Genomic DNA, 26,143 nt, shown 5'->3' with positions numbered 1-26,143 from the left:
GCGGGTCCCGCTCACGGCACAGTGGAGGCATGAACGCAGACGACAAGAACCCTCTGGCCCGGGCACGGGTGGCGACCAGGCTTCCCGCCCAGGACCTGGAGCGGGCGCGGCGTTTCTACGCCGAGCAGCTCGGTCTGGAGCCCGTCGACGAACGGCCCGGTGGGCTGCTGTACCGGTGCGCGGGCACGGAGTTCGCCCTGTTCGAGTCGGCGGGGGCCTCGCCCGGCACCTTCACTCAGATGAGCTGGGAGGTCGACGACATCGACAGCACCGTCTCGGAGCTCGAGCGGCGCGGCGTGGTGTTCGAAGAGGTCGACCTGCCCGGGTTCCGGACCAGGGACGGGATCGCCGAGATCGCCGGGAACTACCCGAGCAAGGGCGCCCGGGGTGAACGCGCCGCCTGGTTCCGGGACAGCGAGGGGAACATGCTCGGCATCGGCGAGCCGGTCGTCTGAGCGGGCCGCCGCCCTGGTCACGCCTGGTCACGTCTGGGCGCCCTGCGCGCCCGGTGCGCGCGTACCTTCTCCCGGTTTCCGCAGTGCTCCATCGCGCACCAGCGGCGGCGGCCCGGCCGTGAGGTGTCGACGAAGAGCAGGTAGCAGTCGTGGGCGCCGCACTCGCGGATGCGGTCGGCGTACGGGCCGGTGAACAGGTCGATCGCGTCGCGGGCGACGGTCGACAGCAGCCCGGTGCCCGTGGCGCCCGGGGCCCAGCGGCGGGTGCCGTCCGGCTCGATGCGGGCGACGAGCGGGGGCTTGGCGGCGGCCGCGTTGACGACGTCCAGGTGGCGCGGTTGGAGGGGGCGGCCGTGGGCACGGTCGGCGGTGAGCAGGAAGAGCGCGTCGCGGAAGGCGCGGGCCTGCTCCAACTCAGGCTCGTGGACCGTGAGTTCGAGTCCTCCCGGCAGGCTGCTACGGCGGGCCCAGGCCACCAGGTCGGCGGGCTCGTGCAGCACTTCGTAGCGGGCGAAGGCGCCGGGCCCGCCCGTCACCAGCAGCTCCAGGCACAGCGCGCCCGGGTCGAAACGGAAGGACTTCCCGTCGTACGAGGTCAGCGTCAGGCCGGGGATGCGTCCCGGCGTTTCCGTTGCCCACTCACTCACGTAACCAGTATAAGTGGTTACATGACTCAGGCACCCGCACCCCTGCACTGGAAGCTCGTCATCGACGCGGGCGACCCGCACGCGCAGGCCGACTTCTGGGCCGGCGCGCTGCACTACGAGGTCGAGGACAACAGCGCGCTCATCGAGAAACTGCTCGGCTTCGGTGCCGTACCCGCCGACCTCACCGTCGAGTTCCACGGCCGGCCCGCCTGGCGGGACCTGGTCGCCGTACGGCATCCCGACCATCCGGTCGACGTGGAGAGCGGCACGGGACTGGGGCGACGGCTGCTGTTCCAGCGGGTGCCGGAGGCGAAGACCGTCAAGAACCGGCTCCACATCGACGTGCACTCGGCCCCGGGGCAGCGGGACGACGAGGTCGCGCGGCTGGAGAGACTGGGGGCGAGCGTGCTGCGGCGGGTGAAGGAGCAGGGCGGGGAGTGGGTCGTGATGGCGGATCCGGAGGGGAACGAGTTCTGCGTGCACTAGGGCGGCGACCCGGGGGCTGTAGCGCGAAGTCAGTGGCCAAATAGCAGTCTTGACGGAGAGTCAGCACCAGCTTCACCATCCAGGGACCCCATTCACTGTGGACTCCCTGTGACCACCTCACAGGGTCTCCCTGGACGTCGGAGCCCCCCACATGAAGCTCTCCGTCTCCGGGCGCGCGGTGGCGGCCGGTGCCGTCGCGGTCGCCATGCTGGTCACCGGCGGATCCATCGCCGACGCCTCGCCCGCTCCCCGGCGCGCGGCGGCCGCGCCCGACATACCCGTGGCAGGCGTCAAGGCCCACCTGACCCAGCTGCAGTCCATCGCCACCGCCAACGGCGGCAACCGCGCGCACGGCCGGGCCGGCTACCGGGCCTCACTCGACTACGTGAAGGCCAAGCTGGACGCGGCCGGATACACCACCACCGTCCAGCAGTTCACCGCCTCCGGCCGCACCGGCTACAACCTCATCGCCGACTGGCCGGGCGGCGACACCGACCAGGTCCTGATGGCGGGTTCGCACCTCGACAGCGTCTCCTCCGGACCCGGCATCAACGACAACGGCTCCGGCTCGGCCGCCGTCCTGGAGACCGCGCTGGCCGTGGCGCGGGCACAGTACAAGCCCACCAAGCACCTGCGGTTCGCCTGGTGGGGCGCGGAGGAGCTGGGCCTGGTCGGCTCCCGCCACTACGTCAACAACCTGTCCCCGGCGAACCGTTCACGCATCAGCGGTTACCTGAACTTCGACATGATCGGCTCGCCCAACCCCGGCTACTTCGTCTACGACGACGACCCCGCCATCGAGAAGACCTTCAAGGACTACTTCACCGGCATCGGCGTCCCGACCGAGATCGAGACCGAGGGCGACGGCCGCTCCGACCACGCGCCGTTCAAGAGCGCGGGCGTCCCGGTCGGCGGGCTCTTCACCGGCGCGAGCCGGACGAAGACCTCCGCCCAGGCCGCGAAGTGGGGCGGTACGGCGGGCCGGGCCTTCGACCGCTGCTACCACTCCTCCTGCGACACCACCGCCAACATCGACGACACGGCACTGGACCGCAACAGCGACGCACTCGCGTACGCGGTGTGGGAGCTGTCGGAGTAGCGCCGCTGGTCGGCACCTACGGGGTGCGGGCGCGGGCGGTGAGGCGGCCCATGCGGGCCCGGGCGGACTCCAGTTGCCCGATGTCGTCGGCGGCCGGGCCGTCCTCGGCGCTGAGCTCGGTCCACAGGCCGATGAGCTCGCCGCCCAGCTCCAGCCCGAGCAGCGGGTCGCGCACCGCGCGCCAGGCGGTGGCCGCGCTCTGCACGTTGCCGTACGCGGCCTCCGCGTCTCCCGCGCGGCGGCGGATCCCCGCCAGGTCGAGGGAGAGCCGGAAGGCGCGGACCGGGTCGCCCGCCAAGTAGGCGACGTACGCGCTGAGTTCACCCAGCCGGAGCACCTCGGGGTGCTCCGGCCCCAGCGTCCCCGACGCCTCCGCCACGGTCTCCTCCGCCAGCCGCGTCGCCGTCTCGATCCGCCCCGCCTTGACGGCCTCGCTGATCCGCGCGACCGGCTCCGCGAGGAGCGCGGGGGTGTCCCCGGGGGCGGTGAGGGGTTCGTCGCCGAGTACCGCTTCGGCCACGGCGTCGAAGCCGCGGACGGGGGTGGGCTTCGGGTCGGGATCGAGGTCGGGATCGAGGTCGGGGGTGAGGTGCGGGTGTGATGGCCGTACGGCCTCGGGGGCCGGGGCCGACGGGGTGGCCATGGGATCCCTGCGCTCCTTGGGCTCCACGGGCCGCATGGGCGAGGGCGGAGCGTCCATCGGTGGAGGCGGGCCGAACTCCCCCGTCGGCGGCGCGACCGTGCCCGGGGGCGTGTCCTGCGCCCACTCGGGCACGGCCCGCAGCTGGAACGTCGGGAGGGGCTGCTCCGCGGGCGCCTGCGGCTCGGGCACGGCCCCCAGGGGGAACGTCGGGACGGCGTCCCGCACGGGTTCCGGTGCCGCCGGGCGCAGGACGTGGGTGGGCTGGTCGTGCTGGGGCCGGACGGGGTCGGGCGCGGTGGGCTCGGTCTCCGCCGGCCCCGTGCGGACCGGCTCCGCGGTGAAGTGGCTTGAGCCGTCCGGGTCGACCTGGAGGGGGACGACGTAGCCGATGCGCTCGTCGTGGACCGTGGCGTGGACGGTGTGGCCGGTGGCGAGGGCGATGCGGTGGAGGCGGTTCAGGACGGCCTGCTGGATCTCCTGGCCGGGTTCGGCGAACACCGGGACGCCGCCGACCGACGCCCCGCCCGCACCCGTTCCGGAGGCGGGGACCCGGACGTCGATCGGGACCGCCGCCGAGGTCGCCGCGTGCGCGGCCTGCTTCTGTTCCCGCTTGTTCTCGCGGCTGAGTCGGGACATCGTCCCCTCTCTCGACGTCGTACACCTACCGTCGAGTCTGTCCGCTCGCCCGCCGTTCTCACGTCACCGCGGTGTCACAGGCTCGTCCCAAGGGCCGCGGGGCCGGCCCCGGAACGCGCCGGCGAGGCAGGAGAGGAGGCATGCGGACAAGCATGCGAGAGGGACCGGAGATCTGGATCCGCGGGCCGGTGGCCGTACCGGAGCCGGGGCCGCCGGAGCCCGCCCACGCCTCGGCCACGGCACGGCGTTTCTCCTGGGTCGGCACCCACGGCGGCGCGGGTGTCTCCACGCTCGCCGCCGTCTACGGCGGTCAGGACTGCGGCCGCGCCTGGCCGGGCCCGGCCGATCCGCGGTCGGTGCTGCTCGTCGCCCGGACGCACGCGGCCGGGCTGGAGGCCGTGGCCCAGGCGGTGGAGGTGTTCCGGCGCGGGGCGGCCCCACCGGGGCTCGACCTGGACGCGGTGGTGCTCGTCGCGGACGCGCCGGGGCGGCTGCCGCGCCCGCTCGCCCAGCGGATCCGGCCGCTCGAGTCGGCCATCGACGTGTACCGCGTGCCGTGGGTGCCGGCCTGGCGGCTCGGCGACCTCGGCGGGCGCCCGCCGCGCGAGACGCAGACGCTGGCCCGGCTGACGGGGGCGGTGCGCTGACGGCCGTGAGCCCCGGGGCGGCGTCCCTGTCGGCGGAGGAGATCGCCGCGGGCGTACGGTCCCGGACGGTGCGGGCCGTCGAGGTCGTCGCGGCGGCGCTCGACCGGATCGAGCGGGCCGATCCGGACCTGTGCGCGTTCGTCGAGGTGTGGGGCGAGGCGGCGCTGCGGCGGGCGGGTGAGGTGGATGCGCGGGTGGCGGCGGGTGAGCGGCTGCCGCTGGCCGGGGTGCCGGTCGCCGTGAAGGGCCGCCAGGGGCTGCGTACGGCCGGTCCGTTGCTCGCGGCCGGGTGTGTCGCCGTGGGCGCGACCTCCGTGCCCGGGCCCGGAACCCCCTGGCAGACCTGGGGGCTTGGCGCGCACGGCCGTACCGTCAACCCGTGGCGGGCGGACCGTACGCCGGGCGGCTCCTCGGCCGGGTCGGCGGCGGCGGTGGCGGCCGGGCTGGTGCCGCTGGCGACCGGGAGCGACGGGGCCGGGTCGGTACGCATCCCGGCGGCGTGGTGCGGGGTCGTCGGGCTCAAGGTCACGAACGGCCGGTTGCCGTCGAGCGACCGTACGGGGCTCATGGCCCCCGGTGTCCTGGCCCGCTCGGCGTCGGACGCGGCGGCCTGGTGGCGGGTGGTGTCGCGGGAGGCGGGCTCCGCGCCCGCGCCGCGTCCCGGCGCCGCCGTCCGGCCGGCCTCCGCGGCCGTGGCGCGGGCCGGAGGCGCCGATCGGTGCGGCGACGCCGCCGAGCACCCGCCACGCCCCGTCACCGCCGTCTGGTCCCCCGACCTCGGCTTCGCCGCGCCCGACCCGGAGCCCGTCGCCCTCGCGCGAGCGGCGGTCGAGCGGCTCGTGGCGGCCGGTGCCGTACGGCTCGTACGGCCGCGGGTGCCGGTGCGGCTCGCGGACCCGGCGCCCGCCTGGCTCGCCCTGCGCACCCCCGGCGCCGACGCGGCCGACCTGGCCGCGGCCCACCGGATCCGGGCGGCCAACGACCGGCGGCTGGCCCGGCTCTTCGCCGACGCGGAGCTGCTGCTGACGCCGACGACCCCCAACGCCCCGCATGGCCACGACGGCCCGGGCGACCGCTACTCCACCGCCCTCACCTGGGCGTTCAACCTGAGCGGACACCCGGCGCTGAGCGTTCCGGCAGGGCTCGGCGGCGACGGCTGCCCGGCCGGGCTGCAGGTGGTGGCGCCGCACGGGCGGGAGGAGTCGCTGCTGGCCGTGGCGAGAAACATCCCTTGGACATTTGATTGCATGCACATATGATGCATGAGCCTGTAATTGATGCACGCCGACTTTCTGGGGGACCGCCATGAGCCGCCGCTTCCTGTTCGTCCTGGGCAGCGCCCGCCGCGAGGGCAACACCGAGCTGCTGGCCCGCCGGGCCGCCGAACAGCTGCCCGCGGACGTGGAGCAGCAGTGGATCGACCTCGCCGACCATCCGCTGCCCGACTTCGAGGACCTGCGCCATGACAGCGACCACGTCCGCCCGAGGGAGGGCAACGTGGCCCTGTTGCTCGACGCGACCCTCGCGGCGACGGACGTCGTGATCGCCTCGCCGCTGTACTGGTACTCGGTGTCCAGCCTCACCAAGCGCTACCTCGACTACTGGTCGGGCTGGCTGCGCACGCCGGGCCTCGACTTCAAGGCGACGATGGCCGGGCGCACCCTGTGGGGCGTCACCGCGCTCGCGCACGAGGAGCGGGAGGTCGCCGACCCGCTGGTCGGCACGCTCAACAACTCGGCCGCGTACATGGGGATGCGCTTCGGCGGGGTGCTGCTCGGCAACGGCAGCAAGCCCGGTGACGTCCTCAGGGACGAGGAGGCACTCACCCGCGCCAAGACGTTCTTCGCCCAGGAGGCACCGTACGCCCGCTTCCCGTACGAAACCGCGTGAGGGCTAGGCCGTGACGTCCTTCGCCGTGAACCGCGCCCAGGCCGCCGAGCCGAACACCGCCGCGTACAGGGCCTGCAGGCCGAGGTTCCTCAGCAGGTCGTCCCAGTAGACCGGCTCGCGCATGAGGTCGGCGAAGGACAGCCAGTAGTGGGAGAAGAAGTAGGGGTGGAGCGCGTCGAGTTGGGGGATCCGGTCGAGGATCTGGACGGTGATCAGCAGGCCGACGGTCGTCGCCATCGCCGCGATGCCGCTGTTGGTCAGGGTCGACACGAACAGGCCCAGGGCGGCCACGCCGATCAGTGACGCGGCGACGACCAGGGCGATCAGCAGGGCCCGGCCGAGGCCCTCGGCGAAGCCGATGGTGGTGCCGGAGATCGTCGTCAGGTCGCCCAGCGGGAAGAGCAGTGCCCCGACCGTCAGCGCCGACACCGCGACCACGAGCGTGGCCACCAGGCAGAAGGCCAGCACGGTCGCGTACTTGGTGAGGAGGAGCCGGGTGCGCCCCGCGGGGGCGACCAGGAGGTAGCGGAGCGTGCCGGCGTTCGCCTCGCCGGCGATCGCGTCGCCCGCGATGACACCGATCGCCATCGGCAGGAAGAACGGCAGGGTCGCGGCGAGCGCGGTGAAGACCAGGAACAGGCCGTTGTTGGTGATCTGCGAGATGAACGCCGGGCCCTCGCCGCCCCCGCCGCCGGGCGACGAGCCGTCGCTCGTCTCGATCTTCACCGCGATCCCGACCAGGACCGGCACCGCCGCCAGCACGCCCAGCAGGGCGAGGGTGCGCCAGCGCCGGAACGTGGTCAGCAGCTCGTTGCGCAGCAGACCGAAGGTCCACAGCACACTCGGCGTCCGCGCGGTCTCAGCCCGCGACATCGAAGCCCTCCCCCGTCAGCGCGACGAACGCGTCCTCCAGCGAGGGCCGTTCGACCGTGAAGCCGCGCACCCGCACTCCCGCCGTCACCAACGCGGCGTTCACCTCGGCGAGATCGCGGTCGGGCGGTTCCCCGGTCACCCGGTCGTCGGCGACGACGATGTCGCCGGCCCCCTGCTCCTTCAGCACCCGGGCCGCGTCCGACGGGTCCGGTGTGGTCACCACCAGCCGACCGCGCGTCCCGGCGGCCAGCTCGGCGACCGTGCCCTGCCTGATCAGCCGGCCCTGCGCCATCACCGCCGCGTGCGTGCACACCTGCTCGATCTCGTCGAGCAGATGGGAGGAGAGGAAGACGGCCGTGCCGTCGGAGGCCAACTCCCGGATCAGCGCGCGGATCTCGCGCATGCCCTGCGGGTCGAGGCCGTTGGTCGGCTCGTCGAGCACGAGGAGGCTGCGCGGCTGGAGCAGCGCGGCCGCGAGACCGAGGCGCTGCTTCATCCCGAGGGAGTACGCCTTCGCCTTCTTGCCCGCGGCGGCCGTCAGGCCCACCCGGTCCAGGGCCGCCGCGACCCGCGCGCGCCGGGTGCGCGGATCGGCGGCCGGGTCGGCGGCGTCGTACCTCAGGAGGTTGTCGCGGCCGGAGAGGAAGCCGTACAGGGCCGGGCCCTCGATGAGGGCGCCGACCTGAGGCAGTACGGTGCGCGCGGCGCGCGGCATGGGCCGCCCCAGGACGTGCGCCGTGCCGGAGGTCGGCTCGATGAGTCCCATCAGCATGCGGATGGTGGTGGTCTTGCCGGAGCCGTTGGGACCGAGGAAGCCGAAGACGCTGCCCGCCGGGACGGTCAGGTCCAGACCGTCGACGGCGAGCTGTCCGCCGCGGTAGCGCTTGGTGAGCGCACGGGTGGCGATGACACTGCCCCCGGCGTCTCCCGTGTCCGGCTCCGTGGCGGACGGTTCGCCCATCGGCTCCCTCGATTCGTCGTGCCTGGAGGAGTGCTCGCGAAGTACTCGAGAAGTACCCGTGGAGACTCGTGGAGTGCTCGTAGCGGTACCCGCAGGGGGTTGGGGTCTTACTTCCCCGCGTCGGCCGCCTTCACGAGCGCGTCCTTGGTGACGGCGCCCACGTAGACCTTGCCGTCCTCCGTGATCAGGGCGTTGACCAGGCGCGTGCTGAAGACCGTGCCCGAGCCGAACTTGCCGCTCACCTTGTCGCCGAGCGAGTCCAGGAAGCCGCCGAGGTCGCCGCCGGCCCCGGCCGTGGGCAGGCCCTCGCCGCCGGTGTCGAAGGTGGCGATGGTGTTCCAGCCCTCGCCGATGGTCTTCAGGCCCTCCAGACCGTCGAGTTCCTTGGCGAGGTCGCCCTCGGACTTCGGCGCGCGCCGCGGCGCCTCGGCCGCCTTGCCGGCCTCGTGGTCCTCGGTGACCTTCGCGCCCTTGGGCGGGGTGAAGTCGAAGGTCGACGCGGCCGGCTTGGCGAAGCTGACCTGGGTGAAGCCCGCGTCCACGACGGCGGCGCCGCCGCTCGCCGGGGTCAGCGTGAACTTCAGCGGCATGCCGGTCTTCGCGTCCACCGCCACGCTGATCGCCCCGACCGTGGAGCCGGACTGCTTCGGCTTGATGACCAGCTTGTACGCGTCCCGGCCGGCGACCTGCGCGGTGCCGTCGACGGTCACGGAGGTCGTGTCGTCGACCGCCTTCAGGGCCTCCTCGGCGAAGTCCTTGGGCGTGGCCGGAGGCTGCGCCTTCTTGTGCTCGGCGGTGTCGTCGACGGTGCCGTGGTAGACCTCGTTCGACGCGCTGTCGTAGCCCCAGACGTCCTCGCCGTTGTGGATCAGGCTGTACTCGGCTGCGTTCTCCAGCAGCGACAGCTTCTGCCGGTCGGGGCCGTCGGCCGCGACGCGCAGCGTGTGCGTGCCGGTGGCCAGTTCCGTGAGCTTGGCCGACGGGTCGGCGGAGGAACCGCCCTCGCCGTCCGGCCGCGCGGCACCGGACATCAGGCCGCTCTCCAGCCCACCGAGGTCCGGCAGACCGAGATCCGTGCTGATCTTCACCGTGCCGGACAGTTGCTGTACGTCCGACTTCGCGATCTTCTCTATGAGCTGCTGGGCGGTGATGTCCGGGAGGTCGGGGTCACCGGAGTCGGCGATCGCGGGGACGAGCCCGATCGTCGCGGCCGCCACCCCCATCACCGCCACCGGGACCACGTACCGCGCGGCCTTGCGCCGGCCCGCGCGCAGGTCGTCGGCCTCCCCTGCGGTCGTGTTGTCGTCGGATGCGTACGGTGCCATGTGTGCCCTACCTCCGTGTCGGCGGCGGCTGTCCGTCTCGTCTCGCGTTGCGCGACCTCGCACTCTCCCGCAAGCTCTCGACTGCGCTCGAGCAGGGGGACCCCCACTCCCCTGAGCCGCCATTCTCACCCGAATCGGTGAGGAGTGGTGTTTTCCGTGGTGTCCATCTGACCAAATCGGCCGGGGAGATACGTCAGACCCCGGGCTCAACTCCGTGTACTGCTGCGGTATGACACGGCAGGGCGGCGCCTCCCCCGACCCGTAGGGGTCGTACGGGAGACGCCGCCGAGGGTGTTGAGCCGCAGGGTCGGGTTTCCGGGCCGCGCCGCTTCACGGAGACCGGCACGCTTCCGCATCTTGTGGGTCGCGTCACATGCGCGGGGACGGAGTCCCCGGCGGGCGGCAGGGGGCGGAACCTACCCGGCCCGGTGCACCACCGCGTCGCACAGTTCCACCAGTGCCGCCTTCGCCGCGCACTCCGGCAACGGCGCCAGCGCCGCCCGGGCCTCCTCCGCGTACCGCACCGTGTCCCGCCGCGCCTGCTCCAGCGCCGGGTGGGCGCGGAGCCGGCGCAGGGCCTCCGCGTGCCGGGCGTCGTCCGTCAGGTCGGAGTCCAGCAGCTCGCACAGGGCGACGTCCTCGGCCAGCCCCAGCCGGGCCGCCCGCTCCCGCAGCCGCAGCACCGGCAGCGTGGGGATGCCCTCGCGCAGGTCCGTGCCCGGCGTCTTGCCGGACTCGTGGGAGTCGGAGGCGATGTCCAGGACGTCGTCGGCGAGCTGGAAGGCGACGCCGAGCCGCTCGCCGTACTGGGTCAGCACGTCCACGACCGTCTCGTCGGCCCCGGACATCATCGCGCCGAACCGGCACGACACCGCCACCAGCGAACCGGTCTTGCCGCCCAGCACGTCCAGGTAGTGGTCGACCGGGTCCCGCCCGTCCTGCGGGCCGGCGGTCTCCAGGATCTGCCCGGTGACCAGCCGCTCGAACGCGACGGCCTGCACCCGGACCGCCTCCGGCCCGAGGTCGGCGAGGATCTGCGAGGCACGCGCGAAGAGGAAGTCGCCGGTGAGGACCGCGACGGAGTTGCCCCAGCGCGTGTTCGCGCTCGGCACCCCGCGCCGCACGGCCGCCTCGTCCATCACGTCGTCGTGGTACAGCGTGGCGAGGTGGGTGAGCTCCACGACGACGGCCGACGGCACGATCCCGGGCGCGTACGGGTCGCCGAACCGCGCGGAGAGCATCACCAGCAGTGGCCGGAACCGCTTGCCACCGGCCCGCACCAGGTGCTGGGCGGCCTCCGTGATGAAGGGCACCTCACTCTTGGTGGCTTCGAGCAGCCCTTCCTCGACAGCCGCCAATCCGGCCTGGACATCGGCTTCCAGAGCCTGGTCCCGCACGCTCAGCCCGAACGGCCCGACGACGGTCACGAGGGGTCTCCTGTCTGCTGGTGTCTACTGGCGATTACACGGTTTGTCGATAGGTCGCTGCCATCACTCAAGTCAGCGTATCCGGTCACGTTTCGATCACCGCGAGCGCCCGGGGTTACAGGCCGGGCCATATCGGATCACGCCCGTCATGTTTCTGATCAGCTGATAAGAACAGTCATTGATCGCCTTGCCGGGAAGCAGCGATCCACACCCCGGGCCACACCTCGACATGCGGGCCATCCTGCCCGCGCCGCCCGATTTGCCGCAAATAGCAAGCGAATTCCCCTTGAGGGGAAAATGCTCGCCGGGCTCGTGATCAGTGAAGTAAGTCACTTTCGCCTCACGCGCCTCACCGCGCCACACCTCACCGTTTCGCCTTCCCGGGAACGCCAGTTGGGCTTGGCGACCGCAAAGGATCAAGCACCCCATATGCCTCACGGCAAGATCAACCGGCATGTTCTGTGATTCCGGCACTTGTTCCCGGCATGTGCTCTCGCATACGTTCCGGGCCTGCCGGGCGGACGCCGAATCCTGCCGCCGCCCGTGCCCCAATGACCACTTCACTCACGCACGGCAGGAGCGGGGGACCCAGGTAAGTCGCCGTTCCAGGCATGCCCGGAACGGCTAGGGGTGAAGCCGCGCCCGCGGCCGGGCACCTCCCGCCCGAACCCGACAGCTCACCTCGCAGGCGTCGGAGAGGAACTTCAGCATGCCTGGACGAGCTAAGCACCGCCGCCCCAGAACCAACCTGCTCACCCGAGGTGTCGTCGCCGCCGGCACCGGCGGCGCGGCGCTCTCGCTCCCCCTCATGGGCGCCACGACCGCGAACGCCGCCCAGCCGCCCCAGATCGCCCCCGTCGCCGCCCAGGTGGCGCCCCAGGCCGCGCAGGCGGCCAAGTCCCTCACGTACACCGTGGTCAAGGGCGACACCCTCTACCGGATCGCCGACAGGTACGACGTGAGCGGCGGATGGCGTCAGCTCTACAAGGACAACCGCGCGACCGTCGGCGGCGACCCGCAGCTGATCCGCCCGGGTCAGAAGCTGAAGGTGACGACGACGAAGGCGGACGCCGCCAAGAAGGCGAGCGCGGCGGACAAGGCGACCAAGTCGTCCACGGCCGCCAAGCCGGCCACGCAGGCCGCCGGATCCGTCGCCAAGGCCACCCCGGCCGCCGCGAAGACCTACGCGAACAACCTCGACGGCTGGATCCGCGAAGCCCTGGACATCATGGCGCAGAAGGGAATTCCCGGGACGTACGACGGTATTTACCGCAACATCATGCGGGAGTCGTCCGGCAACCCCCTGGCCATCAACAACTGGGACTCCAACGCCGCCGCCGGCACCCCGTCCAAGGGCCTCCTGCAGGTCATCGACCCGACCTTCCAGGCCTACCACGTGCCCGGCACGTCCTGGGACCCGTACGACCCGGTCGCGAACATCACCGCGGCCTGCAACTACGCGGCCCAGCGGTACGGCTCGATCGACAACGTCTTCGGCCCGTACTAGGCCCTACCCGTCGGGAAACAGTCGCTCGAGGACGACGGCGATGCCGTCGTCCTCGTTCGACAGGGTGATCTCGTCCGCCCTCGCCTTGAGTTCCGGGTGGGCGTTGGCCATGGCGACGCCGTGGGCGGCCCAGTCGAACATGGGGATGTCGTTGGGCATGTCGCCGAAGGCGATGGTCCCCGCCGGGCCCAGCCCCAGGTGCTCGGCGGCCAGCGCGAGACCGGTCGCCTTGGTGATGCCGCACGGCTGGAGTTCGACGGTCCCCGGCCCCGACATGGTGACCGTCGCGAGCGACCCCACCACCGAACGCGCCGTCGCCGCCAACTCGTCGTCGGACAGGCGGGGATGGCGCAGCAGCACCTTGCTGATCGGCGCGCACCACAGGTCCTCGCGCCGCCCGACCCGCAGCGCGGGCAGGGTCGGGTGCGGCATCAGATAGCCCGGCTCGATGAGCGTGAGCCCGTCGACCCCGTCCTGGTCGACCGCGGCGTACACCTCCCCCACCTCGGCCTCGATCTTCTCCAGCGCGGTCTCGGCCAGCTCCCGGTCCAGGGTGACGGACCACAGCAGACGGTCCGCGCCGGCGTCGTACACCTGCGCGCCCTGCCCGCACACCGCGAGCCCCCCGCAGCCGAGGTCGTCGAGGAGCGGCCGCACTCTCGGTGCCGGGCGTCCCGTCACCACGAGGTGCTGGGCACCGGCCCGCGCCACCCGCGCGAGCGCGGCGAGGGACCGGTCGGAGAGGGTGTCGTCGCCGCGCAGCAGCGTTCCGTCCAGGTCGGTGGCGATGAGTGAATACGCGGTGGGAGCGGCCATGATCAGAGAATACGGACAACGCGCCCGCCCGACTCACCGCGCACCGGCCCCCGGACGCCCGCCAGTCACGCGCCCACAGGGCGGTTTCCGGCATAGCCGACTACCGTCCGGTTGAAGGTCTCTGCACCAGTTGGCATCAACATGCTCCGCTACCTACCGTCAGGGCGGTCTCGGGCGGTACCTTCCATGTGTCCAGGGGGGACTTGATCGGGGGGTCGGGTTGAGCAGTGGACCCAGTGGCCGCATGCGCGTGCTGAGGCCCGAAGAGCTCGGCGAGGGGGAAAGGGAGCGCTGGCGGGAGCTGCGCGCCGGCTCACAGGCGCCGCGCAACCCGTTCATGGAACCGGAGTTCACCGACGCCGTGGGCCGCGTACGGCCGCAGGCCCGGGTCGCGGTGCTGTACGAGGGACTGGAGCCGGTCGGCTTCCTGCCGTACGAGCGGGGCCCGTTGGGGCAGGGCCGGGCGATCGGGCTCGGGGTGTCGGACAGCCAGGGCGCGGTGCTGCGGCCCGGCCTGCGCGTGGACACCGGCGCACTGCTGCGGGCCTGCTCGGTGTCGAGCTACGCCTTCGACAACCTGGAGGCCGAGCAGCGCCTGTTCGTGCCGTACGCGGCCGAGGAGCACGCCACGTACGTCATCGACGTGGAGAAGGGCTACGAGACCTACGAGTCCGTGCTGCGCGCCCAGTCGCCGAAGTTCCTGAAGACCACCCTCGCCAAGGAGCGCAGGCTGGGCCGCCAGGTCGGCGAGCTGCGGTTCGTCTTCGACGAACGCGACCCGGCGGCGCTGCGCACGCTCATGGGGTGGAAGTCGGCGCAGTACCGCAGGACGGGCCGCCGGGACCGGTTCGCGCAGGAGTGGATCACCCGTCTCGTGGCCCGGCTCGCCGGGACCCGGGCGCCGGAGTGCACGGGCACGCTGTCCGTGCTGTACGCCGCCGGCCGTCCGGTCGCCGCGCACTTCGGGCTGTGCTCGGCCTCGGTGCTGGCCTGCTGGTTCCCGGCGTACGACCCGGAGTTCGCGAGGTACTCGCCGGGGCTGGTGCTGCATCTGCGGATGGCCGAGGCGGCCGCCGGGCAGGGCATCGGCATGCTCGACCTGGGGCGCGGCGCGGCCGAGTACAAGGACGCGCTGAAGACGGGCGAACTGCCCGTGTACGAAGGGGCGGTGACGCGCCCGGGGGTGGGCGCAGCGCTGCACTGGCTGAGCCGCGAGCCCGCGCGCCGCGCGCACAGCTTCGTCCGCGGCCGGCCGCGTCTGGCGTCGCTGGCCACGCGGACCCTGAAGGGCGCGGCACGGCTGCGCCGGTCATGAACAAGGGGGAGGGTGTATGTCTCGCACCACGCGTGCGCAGGAGGAGATACGGCGGTTCCTGAGCATCAGACCGGTGCAGGTCGCCGAACTGGATCTGGACACCGGCACCCTGCGGCCCGGCCCGGGCAGCCCGCCCGTCACGCCCGGCGAGGTGTTCGTCCTGGTCAGGCGGGACGGACGGCCGGTCGGCACCCTGCTCGGGCGGGTACCGGAGGGGGCGGACCCGAAGGGCGTCCTGACGGTGCTCGCCCGCAAGGAGGGTGCGGAGGGTGCGGAGGGTGCGGACACGGCGGCACCCGCACCGCCGGAGACGCGGGTCGCCGCACCGCCGGAGACGGAACGCACCGCACCACCGGAAACGCCGGTCACCGCGCCGCCGTTCACCACCGTCGTCGTCGCCACCCGGGAGCGCGCCGCTCAGCTCGCCCGCGCGCTGGACTCGCTGCTCGCGCAGGACCACCCGCGCTTCGAGATCGTCGTCGTGGACAACGCGCCCGTGACGGGGGAGACGCGGGAGCTGGTCGAGCGGAAGTACGGCGAGCGGGTGCGGTACGTGGGCGAGCCGGTCCCCGGTCTCGCGCTCGCGCACAACACGGGGCTCGGCGCCGCCCGGGGCGAGGTGGTCGCCTTCACCGACGACGACGTCGTCGCCGACCCACGCTGGCTCACCGAACTGACCGCGCCCTTCGCCGCCGACCCCGAACTGGGCTGCGCCACCGGGCTGATCCTGCCCGCGCGGCTGCGCACCCCGGCCCAGGTGCTGTTGGAAAGTCATGGCGGCTTCGCCAAAGGCTTCACTCCAAGGACGTACGACCCGAAGGACCCGCCCGTGGACGAGCCGCTGTTCCCGTTCACGGCGGGCCGGTTCGGTTCGGGCGCCAACATGGCCTTCCGTACGGACGTGTTGCGGGCCGTCGGCGGCTTCGACCCGGCCACCGGCGCCGGAACGGCCGCCCGGGGCGGCGACGACCTCTACGGCTTCGTCCGCGTCCTCGCCCAGGGGCACCGGCTGCGCTACACGCCGTCGGCGCTGGTGTGGCACCACCACCGGGAGACCTGGCGGGACCTGGAGACCCAGGCCTACGGTTACGGCGCGGGCCTCACCGCCTACCTCACCGCGATCCTGGTCAACCGCCCCGCGCTGCTGCCGGCGTTCCTCGCGAGGCTGCCCCGCGGTCTGGCCCACGCCCGCGCGCTGACCGCCGTACGCGAAACGGACGGGGGCGGGACGCCGGGCGGGCACGACGACCGGGCGCATCCGTGGCCACGGCGGCTGTCGCGGCTGCAGCGCAGGGGGATGCTGTACGGGCCCGTGGGCTATGTGCGGGCCCGGCGTGCCCTGCGGACCGCCGGGGGATCGAGATGAGGACGTCGCAGGGGGGTCGTCGGGGCGAGGGGCCGACAGGCCGCGAGGGAAGAGAGTCCGGGCAGGCCGGGAGAACCGGCGCGAGCAGGCCCGTCACGCCGGCCGTCCCCACCGCGACCCCGGCCATCCCCGTGTTCCTGTACCACGCCGTGATGGAGGACCCGCCCGCCTGGATCGCCGAGTTCACCGTCACGCCACGGCAGTTCGCCGCCCACCTCGACGCCATCGTCGCCAGCGGGCGGACGCCCGTCACGATCGGCACGGTCGCCGATCACCTCGCCGGGCGCGCGCCTCTTCCGCCCCGGCCCGTGCTGCTCACCTTCGACGACGGCTTCGCCGACCTGCCCGGCCCCACCGCCGAGGCGCTGGCCGAGCGGGCCCTGCCCGCCACCGCCTACCTCACCACCGGCGCCATCGCCCCGGGCGGCCGCAGCCTGCTGCCGCCCGCCCCGATGATGCCTCTGGCCCGGGCGGCGGAGCTGGAACGTTACGGCATGGAGATCGGCAGCCACACCGTCACGCACGCCCAGCTGGACACCCTGCCCACCCGGCGGCTGGCGTACGAACTGCGTACGTCCAAGGCCGTGCTGGAGGACGCCCTCGGTCATCCGGTGCGGCATCTCGCCTATCCGCACGGCTACAACAGCCCGCGGGTGCGGGCCATGGCGGCGCGGACCGGCTACGAGACGGCGACCGCCGTACGGCACGCGCTCAGCTCCGACCGGGACGAGCGCTACCGCATCGCCCGGCTCATCGTGCGGCGCGGTCACACGATCGCCGACGTCGAGGGCTGGCTGGCGGGCGGCGGCGCGCGGATCGCCCCCTACCGCGACGGCCCGAGGACGATCGCCTGGCGCTGGTACCGACGGGCCCGCGCGGTGGTGCACGGGCCCGAGTTCGCGGGCTGACCCGCGGAAGGGGTCACAGGGAGCCGGGGACCAGGGATCAGGGACTACTTCAGCGGCTGGTTGAGGTAGGGGTCCGCGACCGCCTCACGCAGGCTGTCCCAGGCCGCCTCGTTCGCCAGCGCCAGGTTGCAGTGCGGCCCCGGATCGCGGAAGTTCCACTGGAGCGCGGCCTTGACGCCCTCCAGGCGCTTCAGCACGCGGGGCACCTCCGCGTACCACTGGGCCTGCCGCTCCGGTCGGGCCGCGTCGACGGCGGTGCCGAACTCGGAGAGCATCAGCGGTTTGTCGTCGGAGATGTTCTGGCGGATCCAGGTGTGCGTGGCGGTCTGGGTCTGCGCGAAGGTCAGCCAGTCCGTGTCGTGGCAGCGGTAGTAGTTGTACTGGTTGTAGCCGATCCAGTCGACGTACGCGTCGCCCGGGTACATGCGCTTGATGAGGTCGGCGTGGTCCAGGTACCCGGTGGTGATCCAGGTCCACACGACGTTGTCGACACCCAGTGCGCGGAACCGGTCGTGGATGTGCCGGTACGCCCTGACGAACTCGGCCGGGGTGCCGTTGTCGGGGGTGCGGGTGTCCATCTCCAGGTCGAAGGAGAGGAAGACCTTCCTTCCGTAGTCCTTGATACGCCGGGCCTGGACGTCGATGACCGACGCGTCGAGCTTGCCGTCCGCGATCTGCTTCCAGGTCGGCTGCTGCTTCTTCGTACCGCCCCACCACTTGCTCTCCCAGGACAGCAGCAGAAGATGGTCCTCGCCGACACGCTGTTCCTCGTCGGTGAGCAGCTGGCCCTCCCGGCGGGCGCCCTCCGCCAGGGACATGTCGTGGTACGTGTACACGATGTCGAGCTTGCGGCCCACGCGTTGCTCGTAGGCGCGCACCTTCTCCCCCAGGTCGTCCCGCTCGTGCGGCACGAAGGCGCCGAACCAGGCGCCGCAGGGCGGTTCGAGGAGAGCCGTGGGGCGGCACTTCTCGCCCTGTGCGGAGGGTACGGACCCCGCGGTGTCGCGCTCCTCCGGTCCGGAGGCTTCCCGGAGGGCGAGGGCGGCGACCATGACCGCGGTGACGACCGTGGCGGACGTGATCAGCACGCGGCGCCGGCCCGACGGTGGCGGGCCGGCCTCCCGTCCCCCCTGCTCGCGGGGGGTCGGCCTGCGGTGCTGTCCGGCCGGGGCGGACGTACGGCGCACAGCGGCGGGGATGCGGCGCACGGCCGCGGGGATACGGCGAAAGGGACGGGCGAACCTCACTGAGCGGAACCCTTCAATGTACTCGGCGCGGTCCCCGGGGCCGTCCTCGGCGACGGGGAGGCGCGCAGCCGCGGGCAGAACGCGGCGAGCGTGGTCAGCAGTGCCAGCGTCAGCAGGACGCGCTGCGCGCTGAAGGTGTGCGTGGCGATCAGCACCGTCGCGACGATCATCACGGCGCCCATGCTCAGGAAGACGGCCAGCATCAGCCGCTCCAGCAGGTCGGAGTGGCGTGCGAACTGCGGGTCCCGGCGCTCGACGGGCCGTTCGGCGGGCCGCGCCCGCAGCGCGGGACCGCAGACTCTGACCACGGCCGCGCCCGGACCCGCCGTCAGGAAGGCGACGACCGCCGCGCCGCGCAGCGGCGATCCGCCGGGCAGCGCGAGCGCGGCGAGCGCCAGCCAGCCGCCGAACGGCGGCAGCATCCGGACCACGAGTTCCTGCGGGGTCATCGCTCCGCGTTCCTGCGGGGTCATCGCTGCGCGTTCGTGCGAGGTCATCGCTCCGCTCCCCTCGCTGGTTTCAGTACGTAGACGGCCCCGGCGCTGTTCTCCGCCAGGAGCTGGAACCGCGGCGACGCGGCGACGGACTTCTGGATGCGGTCCAACTGAGCCTGTGTGAGCTGGCCGTTCATCTCGGAGTTAGCCAACTGCCCTCGCGTGAACAGGAGGTAGGCGCGGGCCGGGCGCTCCACCCCGGCCATGTCACTGGCGAGGGTGGCGGCCGGGTTCTTCACGATCTGGTCGACGTGGCGCCGGTCGTCGTCGAGGAACCAGTAGTGGTCGACGCTCCAGTAGGAGTCGTACGCGAACGGGTAGTTCCGGTTGGCGGCGACGACGAGGTCGCCCTCGGCGGCCCGGTCGAACAGCTGCCGTACGAGGGCCACTTCCTGCGGCGGGAAGTAGTTGATGCGGTCCTTGCCCGCGTAGCTGGGGACGAACGCGAGGGTTCCGCCGAGCAGCGCCAGCAGTGGCACCCAGGTGCCGTACGACCGCCGACGCGGGGCAGAGGCGGCCGGTGCCTCCGGTGCGGTGGCCTCGGCGGCCAGTGTGCGGACCTTCGGCAGCAGCGCCGCGGCGGCGAAGAAGGCAGCGCCGGGCAGCAGGAACATCAGCACCCGGAAGATCATCTCGCTGCCGTAGCTGTTCGCCCCGAGCATCGGCAGCGGGATCGCCGCGAGCAGCAGCAGCGGCAGCGCGCGGTGGCGCAGCACCGGCTGACGCAGCACACCGGCCACCGCGAGCAGCAGAACGGAGCCCGACAGCAGCCGGGCCGCCCAGGAGGTCGCCACCGCTCCGGTGCCGGTCGGGGTGGCGCCGTACCCGGTGGAGACGTTGCTGCCGACGTCGCCGACGGAGCGGATCATGTCGGGCAGCGCGGCGGACAGGAAGGGCAGCGCGGCCGTCATGCACCAGGCCAGGAAGATCACCACCGTGGTGACCAGCGGGACCCAGTCGCGGTAGCGGCGGGTCAGGCACAGGGCGAGCAGCGAGACGGCCAGCATGCCCGGGGTGAGCTGGTGCGAGATGACGATCGCCACGACCAGCACGGTGATCACGACCGTCCAGACCGCCGAACGCTGCGCCCCTCCCAGCCCACCGGAACGGCCGTACCGGCGCAGGACGACGGCCAGGACACCCAGGTGCAGGGCGAAGGCCACGGACTGCGGGGAGAAGTAGTCCTGCCCCACCCAGTTGGCGACGAAGAAGAGCCACACCGCGGTCCAGATCAGCCGCCGGTCCTCGGTGAAGGTGCGGTAGATCAGCAGCAGCGGGAGCAGCAGCATCAGGCTGGAGACCAGCGGCCACCACGCCATGTACATCGCCGCGTTGTCCACGCCCAGCATCCGCACCAGCGCGGCCTGGGCGGCGAAGAAGCCCGGCCACTGGTCGTACACCGCCATGTCGCCGACCTGGTCGGCGGTCTGCAGCCGGCCGGCCGTCAGCAGGTGGTCGATGACCGCGTCGTGCTTCCACGCCCAGGCATACAGCGGGGTCGGGTAGAGCACGGCCTGGGTGGCCCGCTCCATCACCAGCAGCCCGAGGACGTACGCCGCCGACCAGGCCTGCGGCCTGTGCGGATCGCGGACCGTGAACCAGAAACCGGCCGTGAGCACCACGAGGCCGAGCCAGAAGGCGGGATGCAGCGCGGTGACCAGTCCGAAGTCGCCGAGCCGGGAGACGTCGGTGTGCCGCACCGCGTAGACCCAGAGCCCGAGCGCCGCGAGCAGCGGACCGCCCGGCCACACGGCCGTACGGCGCCCGGGCCACGCGGGGGGCAGGTCGGAGAGATCCGTCACGGGCTCATGGGCCGGGCTCGATGCCTCCGAGGACGAGGAAGACGAAGACGTGGGAGAGGAGGACGAGGCAGAAAGGGACGAGGCAGAGGAGGACTGGTCAGGCCCGGCCGTTTCCGGCTCCGGCTCCGGCTGTGTCCGGTCCGTGGTCGGGGGCGCGTCCTGAGGGCTGGGCGCCGACGCGGGCTCTGGCGTGGATCTCTCCCGTGGAGTGGTTGGCGGACGCACGGCGGTTCCCCCCTGGCGGTTCTCGGCTCCGGAGCTTGATCAGTCGCTGGATCGGCCGTTGGCTTGTCTACGGTGCGGGAGCCCCATCGCCGATGCGGCGCGGCGGAGCAGCAGGAGCAGGACGAGCACGACGAGCACGACGAGCAGAAGCGGCGCGATGGGCGCGAGCTCCTCCCGCCACACCCAGCAGCCCACCGCGGTGAGATACAGAACCCCCCAGCGCCCCGGCCACGTCAGCCGTCCGCCCGCGCTCGCGAGCAGCGACCCCAGCGGTACGAGGCACAGCAGCTGGCAGACCGGCGGCGCCCACCGCAGCAGCGGTTCGGGCCCGTCGAGCCCCGTCACGTCCGCGAGGAAACCAGCCGTCTTCGAGTACAACGCCCCGTCGACCGGCCGTGGTTCCCAGCCGAGCGCCACGGGTGCGGCGTACAGGGCGAGCAGCGCCGCGGCCAGCGCGGCCGCGGGCAGCCACGGCTCGCGCCGGGCACACAGCGTCACCGAGGCCACGAACACGACGAGCAGCAGAGCGCCCGCGACGAACGCGGGGACCGGGAGGCCCTCCAGCAGCCGACGTCCTGTCAGTGCCGCTTCCGTGGTGCCGCCGAACCAGGGCAGGTCGCGCAGTGACGCCCAGAAAAACACGGTGGCGAGGCCCAGCAAGGACCACAGGGCGCCTCTGAGACGCCGCTCCTGGTCCCGGGGCGCCCCCTCCTGCGGGACTGCCTCCCCGTCCTGACGCGGCCCCTCCCCCTCCTCCGCTCCGGCACGCTCATCGCCCCTGTCGGACCCCTGGGCGGCGTCCGCAGGGCGCGGCGCATCCGGGTCGTGGAAGGCGTCCCCCTGCGGGGCGTCCGAGTGGTGCGGCCGCACGATCAGCGCCAGCGTGTCCGCCTGCAACGCCTCCCGTTCGTATCCGGGACGCCCTATGAACAGGGTGACCGTGTCCCCGTCGTCCCCGTCGTCCCCGTCGGCGTCCTTGGGCTCGTACGCCGCCCGGCGGGCCCAGCTCGTGCCGTACCCGGCGGTGGCGTTCAGCCGGGCCCAGCGGGTGCCGTAGGAGGACGTGGCGGAGTTCCGCTCCTTGGGCAGGTCGTCGCGGCGCAGCGCCGAGCGCAGCCCGACGACGGAGACGACAGCGATCAGCGTCATGCTGAGCAGCACCGCCCAGCCGGCGCCCGCGATCCCGGCCGGGGTGAGCAGCACGGCCGCGCTGCCCAGCACCAGCGTGCACATGGCGCCCTGGAGCGCGGCCAGCACCCCGGTGCGGCCCTGCACGCGCAGCACGCCGATGTACAGCTCCACCACGACCCTCGGCAGCGCGCCGAGGGCGAGGAGCCGCAGCACCGTGGACCCGTGCTCGGCGTAGTCCGGGCTGAAGGGGGCGAGGATCTGCGGCGCGAAGAGCACCAGCACCAGCACCACCGGCACGAGCAGCAGCGTCATGCGTCGCAGCGCCCCGCGGACGCCCTCGGCCAGCTGCCGCGGGTCGTGCGAGGCGTGGGCGGTGAGGGAGGAGGCCATGTTGATGGCCATGAACTCCATCGTGCCGCCGACGGTGTACGCGACGTAGAAGTAGCCGTTCTCCGCGGCGCTGAAGCGGATCGCGACCATCACCGGCAGCAGGTTGATCATCGCCAGGCTGAACAGCGCGCCGAGCGAGTCCCCGGCCAGGAAGCGGCCCATGTCCCGGACCTTGGGCGGCTCCAGGTCGCGGTCGGCCGCCGCCTGGCGCGGGATGAGTCTGCGGAAGATCAGCCAGCCCAGCGGCAGGGTGGAGAAGACGATGGCCACGGCCCAGGACACGAAGATGCCGAGCACGGGCAGGGTGCCGGCGAAGACGACCAGCAGGATCAGTTTGCCGACCGAGAACACCGCGTTCCCGGCCGGCACCCACTCGGCCTTGCGCAGCCCCGTGAGCACCCCGTCCTGCAGCGTGAGCAGCGCCCAGGCCACGCACGCGGCGACGAACACCGCGCCCGCGGCGGGTGTGCCGAGCGGCGCGTACGACGCTCCCCACTGGTCGAGCGTGAGCAGGAAGACGGCGGCGGCCAGGGCGACGACCAGCGAACTCGCCACGTACGTGCCCCACACCAGCCGTCCGGTCCGGCGGCCCGCGCGGGGCACGAAACGGACCACGGCGCCGATCATCGTCGTCGCCGTGATGCTGGCGAGCAGCCGCATCGCGGCGATCGCTGCGGAGCCCTGCCCGACGGCGTCCTCCGAGTAGTACCGCGCGGCCACCACCCAGAAGCCGAGGCCGAGCACGGCGGAGACGCCGGTGCTGAGCATCAGGAAGTAGGCGTTCTTGAACAGCGAGTCGGAGCCGTGCCCGCCGGCGCTGGGCCGCGGCCCGCCGGCGGCGGGTGCCTCGGCGTGCTCGTGCACCTGGACCTCAGCCACGGGCCGGACCCGGCCCTTCGGCTGCCGGCCCGGGCCGCGCCCGTCCTCCCGGCACCTGGACCGGCCGCGCCCCGGATGTCTCCAGCACCTCGACGACGTCCCGGGCCCGCAGCGGATCCACGGGCAGCGCGTGGCGCGCGAACCAGCGGGCCGCCTCCGGGTCGGGCGAGGGGTCGGTGAACTCGGCGCCCGCGTAGTCGTCAAGGGGCGGGTCGTAGAGATACCCGACGACGATGCCCCGCCGCGCCAGCGCCGCGATCGCCGCGTCCCGGTCCGCCACGAACAACGGCACCCGGAACAACGGCTGCCCGTCCCCGGTCGGCTTGGCCCACTTCGTCGACAGCAGCAGCTCCGTGCCCGCCCGGCAGGGTGCCAGCACCTCGTCCAGCCGCTCCAGCTTCCGCGCGATGCGCCGCAGCCGCAGCCGACCGGGCGTCAGGCGGTAGTCGTGCATGTCGACCCGTACCCAGGGATCGTGCGCGTCGAGCCCCGGCGCCGAGTGCGCGGCGCGGGCCAGGGCGTCGGGGCGCAGCGGCATCCGGATGTCCTCGCGCTCCGTCAGCCCCAGCAGCCGCATCGCGGCCCAGGCGGCGCCGCGCAGCCGCAGGCCCCGTACGGCCGCCTCCGCGTACGGCCGGACGGCGTAGGCGAGTTCGGCCGTCGTCCGCCGCGGCAGGAGCAGCTGCGCGCAGGTCCGCTCCACCGCCGCGCGCAGGCCCGGATCGGCGAGGGCGAGCAAGCCGCCCGCCTTGGCGTCGGCATGCTTGGAGAGGCTGAAGACGGAGGCGTCCCCCCACGCTCCGACCGGCCGGCCCCCCACCTCGCTGCCGATGGCGTGCGCCGCGTCCTCGAACAGCGGAATCCCCAACTCGTCACATTTCTTTCGAAGTTCGGGTGCCGGATCAGGATTCCCGTACAGGTTCGTCGTCAATACGGCGGACAGCGAACCCCACATCTCATCCGGCACGGCATCGATGTCGATGGACGCGTCGAGCGGGTTCAACGGCGCCTGCACGGGCCGCAGTCCGGCCGCGAGCACGACGAAGAAGATGACGTCGTCGTTGACCGGCGACATCAACACCCGGCCGCCGGGCGGGCACCAGTGGCGCAAGGCCACGAACAGCCCGAACCGGCACGACGGTACATACACGCATTCCCGGCCCAGACGGCCGCGCATGGTCTCCTCCAGCCGTTTCGGCTGCGAGCCCGGGCGCGCCGCGCCACGGCCGGCCTCCCCAATGGCCATCCGCCCCCCTGGTGTGCCATGGGATCGCCCCCTCCCCGAGGCCTTCCGGCACCCGCCCAGAGTCGCCCCGTTCGCACTACTCCGTCAAGATTGCGTCCCGTTCTGTGGATAACTTCCGGTGCGGGAGCGCCGGTGGTGCACCGCGTGTCGGCCACGCGCCGCCGAGTCCCCGGGACACCCACGCGACTCGTCCGGCCCTGCACAGGACGGGTGTGCCCCACGTAACGTGTGGCCCACCCACGGATACGTGGAGCACATGGCGCACACGAAAGCGAGGCAGCACCCGATGCCCCCCTTCGATGTCCCCGAGGGCGACCCCTTCGGCCCGCACAACCTCCCGTACGGCGTGTTCTCGCTCCCCGGCTCGCCGGACCGGAGGGTGGGCGTCCGGCTCGGCGACCACGTCCTCGACGCCGGCGCGGCGGCCCACGCCCTCGGCTCCCCGTACGCCGCCCTGCTCGCGCAGCCGTCCCTGAACCCGCTGCTGGCGGCGGGCCGCACGGCCTGGTCGGACGTCCGGCGGGCCCTGACCGCGTGGGTGACGGTGCCCTCGCACCGGGAAACGGTCGAGCCGCTGTTCCACCCCCTGTCCTCGGTGACCCTGCACCTTCCCTTCGAGGTCGCGGACTACGTCGACTTCTACGCCTCCGAGAACCACGCCCGGAACGTCGGCCGGATCTTCCGCCCCGACGCCGCCGACTCGCTGACCCCCAACTGGAAGCACCTGCCGATCGGCTACCACGGCCGCTCCGGCACGGTCGTCGTCTCGGGCACGGACGTCGTACGCCCGTCAGGGCAGCGCAAGGCCCCCGCCGACGCGGCACCCGTCTTCGGCCCGTCCATCCGCCTCGACATCGAGGCCGAGGTCGGCTTCGTCGTCGGGGTGCCGTCCCAGGTGGGCAGGCCGGTGCCGCTCGCCGACTTCCGCGAGCACGTCTTCGGTCTGTGCCTCCTCAACGACTGGTCCGCGCGCGACATCCAGGCCTGGGAGTACGTCCCCCTCGGCCCGTTCCTCGGCAAGTCCTTCGCCACGTCCGTGTCGGCGTGGATCACTCCGCTGGACGCCCTGGAGGAGGCCCGTGTGGCCCCGCCGGAGCGCACCCACCCGCTGCTCCCCTACCTCGACGACTCCGAGCAGGACCCCGGCGGCTACGACCTGCGGATCTCGGTCGCCATCAACGGCCACGTCGTCTCCGAACCCCCTTTCTCCACCATGTACTGGACGGCCGCACAGCAGCTGGCCCACATGACCGTCAACGGCGCCTCCCTGCGCACCGGCGACCTGTACGGCTCCGGCACGGTGAGCGGCCCGACGGAACACGAGCGCGGTTCCCTGCTGGAGCTGACCTGGAACGGCCGCGACCCGCTCGAACTCCCCGACGGCAAGCGGACATTCCTGGAGGACGGCGACGTGGTCACCCTGTCGGCCTGGGCCCCGGGCCCGGGCGGGCTGCGGGTGGGCCTGGGCGAGGTCACGGGACGGGTCGTACCGGCCGAGTGACGCCCGGCGGATGCCGGTCGGAGGATGCCGGTCGGAGGATGCCAGTCGGATACCGGGCTGAAAGCCCGCCCCCGCACCTCCTCGATGTCCGCCGACCCCTGCCTCACACCGCCCGTCGCCGTCATACTTGGCGTCGGGCGGTGTGCATGCGCGCGTCACGCACCTCATGCGAGGCGCGCCTGTCGCGCCCGGCACACCGATCGCGCCCGCCGCGGTCGCCGATGCGC

23 protein-coding genes and 1 riboswitch are annotated in these 26,143 nt (G+C 72.8%); of the genes, 11 read left to right on the top strand and 12 right to left on the bottom strand.

Annotation, left to right across the window (positions count from 1 at the left end):
• The first annotated feature begins 29 nt into the window (after positions 1–29).
• Positions 30–455, top strand: a complete 426-nt coding sequence (locus ACYVMZ_RS25815) for a VOC family protein (protein ID WP_461083587.1) — start codon at positions 30–32, stop codon at positions 453–455.
• A 17-nt stretch (positions 456–472) separates the two neighbouring features.
• Here ACYVMZ_RS25815 and ACYVMZ_RS25810 read toward each other — a convergent pair whose 3' ends face one another.
• Positions 473–1,102: a CGNR zinc finger domain-containing protein gene (locus ACYVMZ_RS25810; RefSeq protein WP_461083586.1), complete on the bottom strand. Its 630-nt coding sequence runs from the start codon at positions 1,100–1,102 to the stop codon at positions 473–475.
• 21 nt (positions 1,103–1,123) lie between these two features.
• Here ACYVMZ_RS25810 and ACYVMZ_RS25805 point away from each other — a divergent pair, with 21 nt between their 5' ends.
• Positions 1,124–1,588 (top strand): VOC family protein, encoded by a 465-nt coding sequence (locus ACYVMZ_RS25805; protein ID WP_461083585.1) that lies wholly within the window; start codon positions 1,124–1,126, stop codon positions 1,586–1,588.
• 151 nt (positions 1,589–1,739) lie between these two features.
• Positions 1,740–2,687, top strand: a complete 948-nt coding sequence (locus ACYVMZ_RS25800; RefSeq protein ID WP_461083584.1) for a M28 family metallopeptidase — start codon at positions 1,740–1,742, stop codon at positions 2,685–2,687.
• A 16-nt stretch (positions 2,688–2,703) separates the two neighbouring features.
• On the opposite strand, the gene ACYVMZ_RS25795 is transcribed toward ACYVMZ_RS25800, so the two are convergent.
• Positions 2,704–3,966: a tetratricopeptide repeat protein gene (locus ACYVMZ_RS25795; RefSeq protein ID WP_461083583.1), complete on the bottom strand. Its 1,263-nt coding sequence runs from the start codon at positions 3,964–3,966 to the stop codon at positions 2,704–2,706.
• A 152-nt stretch (positions 3,967–4,118) separates the two neighbouring features.
• On the opposite strand from ACYVMZ_RS25795, the gene ACYVMZ_RS25790 reads away from it, so the two are divergent.
• The 3 genes from ACYVMZ_RS25790 to ACYVMZ_RS25780 are packed head-to-tail and all read left to right on the top strand — an operon-like array spanning position 4,119 to position 6,503.
• Positions 4,119–4,613, top strand: a complete 495-nt coding sequence (locus ACYVMZ_RS25790; protein WP_461083581.1) for a DUF6668 family protein — start codon at positions 4,119–4,121, stop codon at positions 4,611–4,613.
• Positions 4,614–4,618: 5 nt separating this feature from the next.
• Positions 4,619–5,872: an amidase gene (locus tag ACYVMZ_RS25785; protein WP_461083579.1), complete on the top strand. Its 1,254-nt coding sequence runs from the start codon at positions 4,619–4,621 to the stop codon at positions 5,870–5,872.
• A 46-nt stretch (positions 5,873–5,918) separates the two neighbouring features.
• On the top strand, positions 5,919–6,503 hold the full coding sequence (locus tag ACYVMZ_RS25780; protein ID WP_461083577.1) for a flavodoxin family protein: 585 nt from the start codon (positions 5,919–5,921) through the stop codon (positions 6,501–6,503).
• 3 nt (positions 6,504–6,506) lie between these two features.
• Here the strand turns inward: ACYVMZ_RS25780 and ACYVMZ_RS25775 are convergent, their stop codons facing one another.
• The 4 genes from ACYVMZ_RS25775 to ACYVMZ_RS25760 all read right to left on the bottom strand — a co-directional run bounded on the left by ACYVMZ_RS25775 (position 6,507) and on the right by ACYVMZ_RS25760 (position 11,089).
• On the bottom strand, positions 6,507–7,376 hold the full coding sequence (locus ACYVMZ_RS25775; RefSeq protein WP_461083575.1) for an ABC transporter permease: 870 nt from the start codon (positions 7,374–7,376) through the stop codon (positions 6,507–6,509).
• Complete coding sequence (locus tag ACYVMZ_RS25770) at positions 7,363–8,337, bottom strand: ABC transporter ATP-binding protein (RefSeq protein ID WP_461083573.1); 975 nt, start codon at positions 8,335–8,337, stop codon at positions 7,363–7,365. The genes ACYVMZ_RS25775 and ACYVMZ_RS25770 overlap by 14 nt, the downstream gene beginning before the upstream one ends.
• Before the next feature lie 107 nt (positions 8,338–8,444).
• Positions 8,445–9,662, bottom strand: coding sequence for a LolA family protein (locus ACYVMZ_RS25765; RefSeq protein WP_461083570.1), 1,218 nt, complete (start codon positions 9,660–9,662; stop codon positions 8,445–8,447).
• A gap of 416 nt (positions 9,663–10,078) precedes the next feature.
• Positions 10,079–11,089, bottom strand: a complete 1,011-nt coding sequence (locus ACYVMZ_RS25760; protein ID WP_461083568.1) for a polyprenyl synthetase family protein — start codon at positions 11,087–11,089, stop codon at positions 10,079–10,081.
• Positions 11,090–11,640: 551 nt separating this feature from the next.
• A riboswitch (cyclic di-AMP (ydaO/yuaA leader) is annotated at positions 11,641–11,795 on the top strand.
• A 3-nt stretch (positions 11,796–11,798) separates the two neighbouring features.
• Here ACYVMZ_RS25760 and ACYVMZ_RS25755 point away from each other — a divergent pair.
• Positions 11,799–12,596: a LysM peptidoglycan-binding domain-containing protein gene (locus ACYVMZ_RS25755; protein ID WP_461083566.1), complete on the top strand. Its 798-nt coding sequence runs from the start codon at positions 11,799–11,801 to the stop codon at positions 12,594–12,596.
• A gap of 3 nt (positions 12,597–12,599) precedes the next feature.
• Here ACYVMZ_RS25755 and ACYVMZ_RS25750 read toward each other — a convergent pair whose 3' ends face one another.
• Positions 12,600–13,412, bottom strand: a complete 813-nt coding sequence (locus ACYVMZ_RS25750) for an HAD family hydrolase (protein WP_461083564.1) — start codon at positions 13,410–13,412, stop codon at positions 12,600–12,602.
• A 244-nt stretch (positions 13,413–13,656) separates the two neighbouring features.
• Between ACYVMZ_RS25750 and ACYVMZ_RS25745 the strand changes: the two genes are divergently transcribed.
• The 3 genes from ACYVMZ_RS25745 (at position 13,657) to ACYVMZ_RS25735 (ending at position 17,001) form a co-directional block, all read left to right on the top strand.
• Complete coding sequence (locus tag ACYVMZ_RS25745; RefSeq protein ID WP_461083562.1) at positions 13,657–14,727, top strand: GNAT family N-acetyltransferase; 1,071 nt, start codon at positions 13,657–13,659, stop codon at positions 14,725–14,727.
• A 16-nt stretch (positions 14,728–14,743) separates the two neighbouring features.
• Positions 14,744–16,093 (top strand): glycosyltransferase, encoded by a 1,350-nt coding sequence (locus ACYVMZ_RS25740; protein ID WP_461083560.1) that lies wholly within the window; start codon positions 14,744–14,746, stop codon positions 16,091–16,093.
• Between the two features lie 152 nt (positions 16,094–16,245).
• Positions 16,246–17,001 (top strand): polysaccharide deacetylase family protein, encoded by a 756-nt coding sequence (locus ACYVMZ_RS25735; RefSeq protein WP_461083558.1) that lies wholly within the window; start codon positions 16,246–16,248, stop codon positions 16,999–17,001.
• A 44-nt stretch (positions 17,002–17,045) separates the two neighbouring features.
• On the opposite strand, the gene ACYVMZ_RS25730 is transcribed toward ACYVMZ_RS25735, so the two are convergent.
• The 5 genes from ACYVMZ_RS25730 to ACYVMZ_RS25710 form a co-directional block, all read right to left on the bottom strand.
• Positions 17,046–18,209 (bottom strand): glycosyl hydrolase, encoded by a 1,164-nt coding sequence (locus ACYVMZ_RS25730; RefSeq protein ID WP_461083556.1) that lies wholly within the window; start codon positions 18,207–18,209, stop codon positions 17,046–17,048.
• 35 nt (positions 18,210–18,244) lie between these two features.
• On the bottom strand, positions 18,245–18,745 hold the full coding sequence (locus ACYVMZ_RS25725) for a hypothetical protein (protein ID WP_461083554.1): 501 nt from the start codon (positions 18,743–18,745) through the stop codon (positions 18,245–18,247).
• Positions 18,742–20,544: a glycosyltransferase gene (locus ACYVMZ_RS25720; protein ID WP_461083552.1), complete on the bottom strand. Its 1,803-nt coding sequence runs from the start codon at positions 20,542–20,544 to the stop codon at positions 18,742–18,744. The genes ACYVMZ_RS25725 and ACYVMZ_RS25720 overlap by 4 nt, the downstream gene beginning before the upstream one ends.
• Positions 20,545–20,808: 264 nt before the next feature.
• Complete coding sequence (locus ACYVMZ_RS25715; protein ID WP_461083550.1) at positions 20,809–23,169, bottom strand: lipopolysaccharide biosynthesis protein; 2,361 nt, start codon at positions 23,167–23,169, stop codon at positions 20,809–20,811.
• Entirely contained in the window at positions 23,162–24,415 is a 1,254-nt protein-coding gene (locus ACYVMZ_RS25710) for a DegT/DnrJ/EryC1/StrS family aminotransferase (RefSeq protein ID WP_461083548.1), read from the bottom strand. Before ACYVMZ_RS25710 ends, ACYVMZ_RS25715 begins: the two co-directional genes overlap by 8 nt.
• Positions 24,416–24,701: 286 nt before the next feature.
• Here ACYVMZ_RS25710 and fahA point away from each other — a divergent pair, with 286 nt between their 5' ends.
• On the top strand, positions 24,702–25,916 hold the full coding sequence (fahA, locus tag ACYVMZ_RS25705; protein ID WP_461083546.1) for a fumarylacetoacetase: 1,215 nt from the start codon (positions 24,702–24,704) through the stop codon (positions 25,914–25,916).
• Positions 25,917–26,143: the final 227 nt, after the last annotated feature.

The organism is Streptomyces deserti, assembly GCF_054782695.1.
This window is presented reverse-complemented; position numbering and strand designations above follow the sequence as displayed.

Coding starts and splice junctions, on each gene's coding strand:
- ACYVMZ_RS25780 (WP_461083577.1), top strand. CDS start 5,919: ATGAGCCGCCGCTTCCTGTTCGTCCTGGGCAGCGCCCGCCGCGAGGGC.
- ACYVMZ_RS25745 (WP_461083562.1), top strand. CDS start 13,657: ATGCGCGTGCTGAGGCCCGAAGAGCTCGGCGAGGGGGAAAGGGAGCGC.
- ACYVMZ_RS25805 (WP_461083585.1), top strand. CDS start 1,124: ATGACTCAGGCACCCGCACCCCTGCACTGGAAGCTCGTCATCGACGCG.
- fahA (WP_461083546.1), top strand. CDS start 24,702: ATGCCCCCCTTCGATGTCCCCGAGGGCGACCCCTTCGGCCCGCACAAC.
- ACYVMZ_RS25770 (WP_461083573.1), bottom strand. CDS start 8,337: ATGGGCGAACCGTCCGCCACGGAGCCGGACACGGGAGACGCCGGGGGC.
- ACYVMZ_RS25815 (WP_461083587.1), top strand. CDS start 30: ATGAACGCAGACGACAAGAACCCTCTGGCCCGGGCACGGGTGGCGACC.
- ACYVMZ_RS25765 (WP_461083570.1), bottom strand. CDS start 9,662: ATGGCACCGTACGCATCCGACGACAACACGACCGCAGGGGAGGCCGAC.
- ACYVMZ_RS25790 (WP_461083581.1), top strand. CDS start 4,119: ATGCGAGAGGGACCGGAGATCTGGATCCGCGGGCCGGTGGCCGTACCG.
- ACYVMZ_RS25795 (WP_461083583.1), bottom strand. CDS start 3,966: ATGTCCCGACTCAGCCGCGAGAACAAGCGGGAACAGAAGCAGGCCGCG.
- ACYVMZ_RS25800 (WP_461083584.1), top strand. CDS start 1,740: ATGAAGCTCTCCGTCTCCGGGCGCGCGGTGGCGGCCGGTGCCGTCGCG.
- ACYVMZ_RS25755 (WP_461083566.1), top strand. CDS start 11,799: ATGCCTGGACGAGCTAAGCACCGCCGCCCCAGAACCAACCTGCTCACC.
- ACYVMZ_RS25740 (WP_461083560.1), top strand. CDS start 14,744: ATGTCTCGCACCACGCGTGCGCAGGAGGAGATACGGCGGTTCCTGAGC.
- ACYVMZ_RS25735 (WP_461083558.1), top strand. CDS start 16,246: ATGGAGGACCCGCCCGCCTGGATCGCCGAGTTCACCGTCACGCCACGG.
- ACYVMZ_RS25750 (WP_461083564.1), bottom strand. CDS start 13,412: ATGGCCGCTCCCACCGCGTATTCACTCATCGCCACCGACCTGGACGGA.
- ACYVMZ_RS25725 (WP_461083554.1), bottom strand. CDS start 18,745: ATGACCTCGCACGAACGCGCAGCGATGACCCCGCAGGAACGCGGAGCG.
- ACYVMZ_RS25710 (WP_461083548.1), bottom strand. CDS start 24,415: ATGGCCATTGGGGAGGCCGGCCGTGGCGCGGCGCGCCCGGGCTCGCAG.
- ACYVMZ_RS25775 (WP_461083575.1), bottom strand. CDS start 7,376: ATGTCGCGGGCTGAGACCGCGCGGACGCCGAGTGTGCTGTGGACCTTC.